The organism is Acinetobacter uliginosus (genome assembly GCF_044130295.1).
Taxonomy (GTDB): domain Bacteria; phylum Pseudomonadota; class Gammaproteobacteria; order Pseudomonadales; family Moraxellaceae; genus Acinetobacter.
In genome coordinates this window covers 1-5,852 of sequence record NZ_JBIQOC010000139.1, presented here as the reverse complement: position 1 = coordinate 5,852, position 5,852 = coordinate 1, and the positions used below count along the sequence as shown (strand labels likewise).

At 39.9% G+C, this 5,852-nt stretch carries 4 protein-coding genes and 1 pseudogene; 1 reads left to right on the top strand and 4 read right to left on the bottom strand.

From position 1 onward, the window contains the following. Nucleotides 1-338: 338 nt before the first annotated feature. The 4 genes from ACE01T_RS16970 to ACE01T_RS16955 form a co-directional block, all read right to left on the bottom strand. Nucleotides 339-1,139, bottom strand: a complete 801-nt coding sequence (locus ACE01T_RS16970) for a sulfite exporter TauE/SafE family protein (protein WP_200224451.1) — start codon at nucleotides 1,137-1,139, stop codon at nucleotides 339-341. A gap of 44 nt (nucleotides 1,140-1,183) precedes the next feature. Continuing rightward, the gene (locus ACE01T_RS16965) at nucleotides 1,184-1,678 is read right to left on the bottom strand and encodes a flavin reductase family protein (RefSeq protein WP_200224449.1); all 495 of its coding nucleotides are present in this window, start codon (nucleotides 1,676-1,678) and stop codon (nucleotides 1,184-1,186) included. Between the two features lie 97 nt (nucleotides 1,679-1,775). Further along, complete coding sequence (locus tag ACE01T_RS16960) at nucleotides 1,776-2,804, bottom strand: methionine synthase (RefSeq protein WP_200224447.1); 1,029 nt, start codon at nucleotides 2,802-2,804, stop codon at nucleotides 1,776-1,778. A 27-nt stretch (nucleotides 2,805-2,831) separates the two neighbouring features. Next, nucleotides 2,832-3,818, bottom strand: coding sequence for a DUF1852 domain-containing protein (locus ACE01T_RS16955; RefSeq protein WP_200224445.1), 987 nt, complete (start codon nucleotides 3,816-3,818; stop codon nucleotides 2,832-2,834). 661 nt (nucleotides 3,819-4,479) lie between these two features. Here ACE01T_RS16955 and ACE01T_RS16950 point away from each other — a divergent pair. Then, nucleotides 4,480-5,481 (top strand): annotated as a pseudogene (locus ACE01T_RS16950) (transcriptional regulator); the annotation flags it as partial. Nucleotides 5,482-5,852 lie beyond the last annotated feature (371 nt).

The window sequence follows — 5,852 nt, the reverse complement described above, 5'->3', positions numbered from 1 at the left end:
ATGATCCATTGAGAAGCCTTGTTTTATAACATTTTGTCTTGAGAACCAATATGTTACAAAAACAGGGCTTTTTTTCTACTCTTTTTTTATATCGAACTCAGGTTACATAGCAATCCTGCCTACTATTTTGTGAAATTATTTTTTGTTTTCAGCACATTTCGTCCTTGTTTCAGCAAGTCAAATTTCATTCTGGCTGTTCAATGATACTTATGACTCAACAATCAGTTACCTCAGTCCGAGTAAGACAACTGCGTCTCAGACAATCATTCTAGCTATTGCAAAAATACAGAAGCCCATATTCCATGGGCTTTTTCATCATACTGAAGATTGAATATGTTTCAACGCAGTCCTTTAAAAAGGAAAAAACATCCAACGATAAACAGCAATATGGCAAAACATTTTTTCAGCATTTGTGGTGATAATGCATGTGCTGCTTTTGCACCAAATTTTGCTGTAAAGAAACTCATCAGGCTAATGCCTAAAAAGGCATAAATATGTACAAAGCCAATACTATTGGGCACAGCGGCGTGGGCATTCATACCAAAAATCATAAATCCTAAAGCACCAGCAATCGCAATGGGTAAACCACATGCAGCTGAGGTTCCAACCGCTTTTTGCATGACTACACCATAATGATTTAAATAAGGCACAGTTAAGCTGCCACCGCCGATACCGAAAATTGCAGAAGCTACACCAATCCCAGCGCCTGCACCTACTTGTTTAGGCGATGAAGGCAGTACTTTATGGGTATCTACCACTTTTCTGGAACCTGTAAACATGGTGTAAGCCACCCAAAGCAAAAATACGCCAACAATCAGCTGAAGATGAATTCCAGAAAGTAATCCTGCAATTCCGGCCCCAACAAAGCCTCCGATCACCATTCCTGGTGCGAGATTTTTAAATACAGGCCATATGACTGCGCCATTCTTATGGTGAGCCATCAATGAGCTGATCGAGGTAACCACAATGGTTGCCAAAGAAGTGCCTAAGGCCAAATGCATAATGACGTCAGCACTGTAACCCATTTGGGTAAAGACAATAAATAAGAGCGGGACAATAATTGTTCCACCACCCACACCAAAGAGCCCTGCTGCAAATCCGGCAAGCGCCCCAATGGCTAAAAAAATAATAAGTTCCACGATATGCTGACTTTTAAAGAATGGAGTATTAAAGCAATGGACGGTTAAGCCATTTCTAATTGACCGACTTGATGATAAGCGCGGTTAAAATAGACCAGGCTTTCCTCTTGCTGACTTTGTTTAATCGCTAAGACACGACATAAGAAAATGCTATGTGTACCGACGTTTTGAATATCTTCAATCTGACAATCAAAACTCACCAAAGCATCTTCTAACACAGGTGATCCTGTTTCGAGTGTAGTCCAATCACCAAATTTGAAGCGATCTTCAGAATTGAATTTGCTTGAGGCAAATGCATTAGAGATGTGTTCATGCTGTGTGCTGAGCACATTGACTGATAGCACTTTATTTTCAATAAAATGTGCATGTGAGCGAGAGGATTGATTCATACAGACCAGCAATGAGGGCGGTGTATCGGTCACACTGCATACGGCTGATGCAGTAAAGCCATGCATCCCTGCCGTACCTTGTGTTGTGATTACATTCACAGCAGTGGTTAACAAGGACATTGCATTTCTAAAGTCAGTTGCTTCAATCATATCTTCTATCTCAAATGTATTTATGACGTACCTAGACTCAAGTAGGGCAAATGATCTAGGGATCATTCGCCCTGCTCTGGTTTAGCCACACTTCGTGTTAAGCACCAAGCTCTTGACGAACAATCGCAGCACCTGCGCTTAATGCTTCAAGTTTGCCACGAGCGACTTGACGAGATAAAGGTGTCATACCGCAATTGGTTGAAGGATACAGCTTGTCTGCATCAACAAATTGCAATGCTTTACGCAAGGTTTCTGCTACTTGTTCTGGGGTTTCAATGGTATTGATTGCCACATCAATCGCCCCGACCATCACTTTTTTGCCACGAATCAGTTCAATCAGATCCATCGGCACACGTGAGTTTTGACATTCCAGTGATACGATATCAATTTTAGACTGTTGTAATTTAGGAAAAATTTCTTCATATTGACGCCATTCTGAACCTAAAGTCTTTTTCCAATCGGTATTGGCTTTAATGCCGTAACCGTAGCAAATGTGTACCGCAGTTTCACATTGCAAACCTTCAAGTGCACGCTCCAAAGTTGCAATGCCCCAATCATTCACTTCATCAAAGAACACATTAAAAGCAGGTTCATCAAACTGGATGATATCGACACCTGCAGCTTCTAATTCCAAAGCTTCTTGATTAAGAATTTTGGCAAATTCCCAAGCCAGTTTTTCACGGCTTTTATAGTGCTCATCATACAGCGTATCAATCATGGTCATTGGACCAGGTAACGCCCATTTAATCGGCTGATGGGTTTGACTGCGCAAAAACTTTGCATCTTCCACGAACACCGGTTTTTTACGTGATACTGCACCCACCACTGAAGGTACGCTTGCATCATAACGATTACGGATTCGAACCGTTTCACGTTTCTCAAAATCGACACCTTCAAGATGTTCAATAAACGTGGTCACAAAGTGCTGGCGGGTTTGTTCACCATCGCTGACAATATCAATGCCTGCTTGCAATTGTTCATGCAACGACAAACTTAAAGCATCTCGCTTTGCTTCAAGCAGTTGTTCACCTTCCAGTTTCCAGGGTGACCAAAGTTTTTCAGGTTCTGCCAGCCAAGAGGGTTTCGGTAAGCTGCCCGCTGTTGAAGTCGGTAATAAAATTTTCATAATCAGTAATCATCTATATTGAATAAATTAAGCAGCTTGGCTTTCAATGGCATAGCTTGCAGCCCATTGCTCAAGAATGTCTTTATAAGGCTTGATAAAGTTTTCTTCAGTCCATTGACCTTGTTTAACTGCCAGTTGGCCGCGCTCAACACGGTCATAGACAATTTGCGTCAATGAATAATCCTGATAGTTCAAACTTGGCTGATAGACTAAACCTGCGTTCGAGTTGGCATTGTAAATTTCAGGACGGTAAATCTTTTGGAAAGTTTCCATGGTGCTAATCGCACTGATGAGCTCAAAATCGGTGTAGTCACGCAGTAAATCACCGCTAAAGTAGAATGCCAAAGGTGCAACTGCATGAGCAGGCATGAAATAACGCACTCGTAAGCCCATTTTTTTGAAATAGTCATCTGTGCGTGAATATTCATCATTTTTATATTCCACCCCTAATACAGGATGCACATTCGCGGTACGGTAATAGGTTTTTGTTGTTGAAACACTGAGGCAAATCACAGGCTGTTTCTTAAACTCTGCTTTAAAGATCTCTGAATTGACTAAGTGTTGATAAAGCTTGCCATGCAAATCACCAAAGTTCTCTGGCTTCTCATCTGTTTTACAGCCCAATGCCGGTAATACAACGCTAAAGTCATAATCACGTACATAAGATGAAAAACTGTTACCAATCATGCCTTCAATACGTTCATTGGTTTTATGGTCGGTAATCGTACTTTTCAGCATTTCAATGAATGGAAAAGTCTTACCGTTGCCTTCAACGTCTAGTTCTGCAGAGATGATATCGATTTCAAGTGAATAGCGATCTCCTTTTGGATTATCAATAGCTGCCAAGCTATTAAAACGGTTATTGATCATCACTAAAGTTCTGCGCAGATTCTCTTGACGGCTTTCACCGCGTGCTAAATTGGCAAAATTCGTAGTCAGACGTGTGCTGTCTGCTGGCTGATAGTTTTCGTCAAAACGAATTCGTTTAATTGAACATGCAAACTCTTTACTCATAGTGATCCGCTACCCTAATTTTTGAGATAAAACCAAAATTTCTGAATGGGATAATTTATACGCGAATGATTAAATGAATAAAAATGATTTAGTCTAATAAAAAGATGAGTAAAATTCATGTTTATATATTCTTTGCTCGTCTTTAGTTTGATGAGGATGAACCTGCTCTACTTTATCCTTTAAAAAATTGAGTATTCTTAATCTAATAAATCTATAAATAATAAATACTTATTTATTTTTATTATTAAATTTTTGAGTAGAAATGCTGAATGAGATGCAGAAAATCTCCAAAACCAAATATGATATAAAAATATGTCTTCTAATCATTATGTGAATTTATCTCATCTTAAAATTAGAAAATATCAAGATATTCACTTTACCTAATGCTATCTAAATAGCTGGATATCAGGGTTAGATACTCACCCTATCTCTATATCACACAAACTTGGATATCAAAAACTGACTCTCGCAAAAAGTCATGAACAAGATGCAACACCATTAATTTCAAAGCTTAAACAGTTAACTATCGAATATTAGGCTGATTAAGCCATTTTCATCATCGAAAATTTTGGTTCAGTGAGTAAGTTCATAAAACTTATGAAGTGGGCTTTAGCTGAACATGTGTTAAATCGCATATCCAAGACTGTGACCTATATAGACTTTACCCCAGGAATCCCAGCCCTCCTTGTTCTGCCGTTCCATTCAGCATAATTATGCCGATTTGCTGAAAATTGCGGATGATTCCGGCATGGCAATAGGCTTGACCGACCATCAGGGTACCTTGTTATGGACATGGAGCAGTTCGGCCATGCTCTCTTCGGCTGAACAGGTTCATTTTGTCGAAGGCGGACATTGGTCTACTCAGGCCGTTGGAACCAATGCCATCGGACTGACATTGAACAGCCATACCTCCAGCTGTGTTTACTCGCATGAAAACCAAATGGATAGCGTCCGTGACTGGGTATACTATGCAGCCCCCATTTTAGATCCGTACTCTGGCCAGTTTCATGGCATTATTAACCTTTCAACCAAATATAAAAAACATACGCCGCTCGGCTTGCTTGCGGTAGAGCGCTGTGCCGATTTGGTACAGCGTGCCATTCAGTTTGAACAAAAAAATGTCCTGTATATTCAAGCGCTGGGCACGCCGTGGATTCAGTTTAATCAGCATGTTTTAAGCCTGACTCACCGGCAGATTGAGATTCTGTGTATTTTGGTCTTGCATCCATACGGCATCAGCCTAGATGAACTGCATTATGCCTTGTACGGCGAACGTGATGTCAGTATCAAGACCCTTAAAGCTGAACTTTCCCAACTGCGTAACCTGCTGCCCAACTGTATTGAACCGCGTATTTACAAATTGAGCTGTGAAATTCAATGTGACTTTTTACGGGCAGAACAATCGTTGAATGCGGGTCTTCTTACTAGTACTTTCAATTTGTATAAAGGAAGTTTTTTAAGCAAATCCGAAAGTCCATTTTTAACTATCTGGCGCAATAGTTTTGATGCGCGACTGAGCCAGTTAATTTACCAAATGCAGGATATCGACCAGTTGCTGCGGATTATTGGTCGTGCCCCTGAGCGGATAGATGCCGTACAGCACCTGCTGGAAGTGTTGCCGCAAGACAGCCCACATCGAAACCTGTTTTTAAAGTTTCTTTAGTCTGTGTACTGAATTATTAATGAAAAGTAAAACCGGCATCAGTGACTTTATTGCATATCCACTGAAGCTGAATGATTTTATGATTCACTGAATTCGAGATACCATTCAAAGATGATATCTTCCTGATTTGATCTAATAATTCAGTGTGACAACAGCAGAGCCAGCTTTGAAAACCGTATAGACCAAGCCTTTCACATTAATGATAGATTTTTATTATAAATTTAAATACACTTGTGAATTATATAAAAATCTTTATTTTAAAAAATAATAGATCTCTTGCGAAAGTCATTATTGAAAATTTATCCGGTTTACCAGTGCAGCGATTAAGTTAATGCGTAAACCGAATCTTTTCCGTCTATTTCGATAGCGTT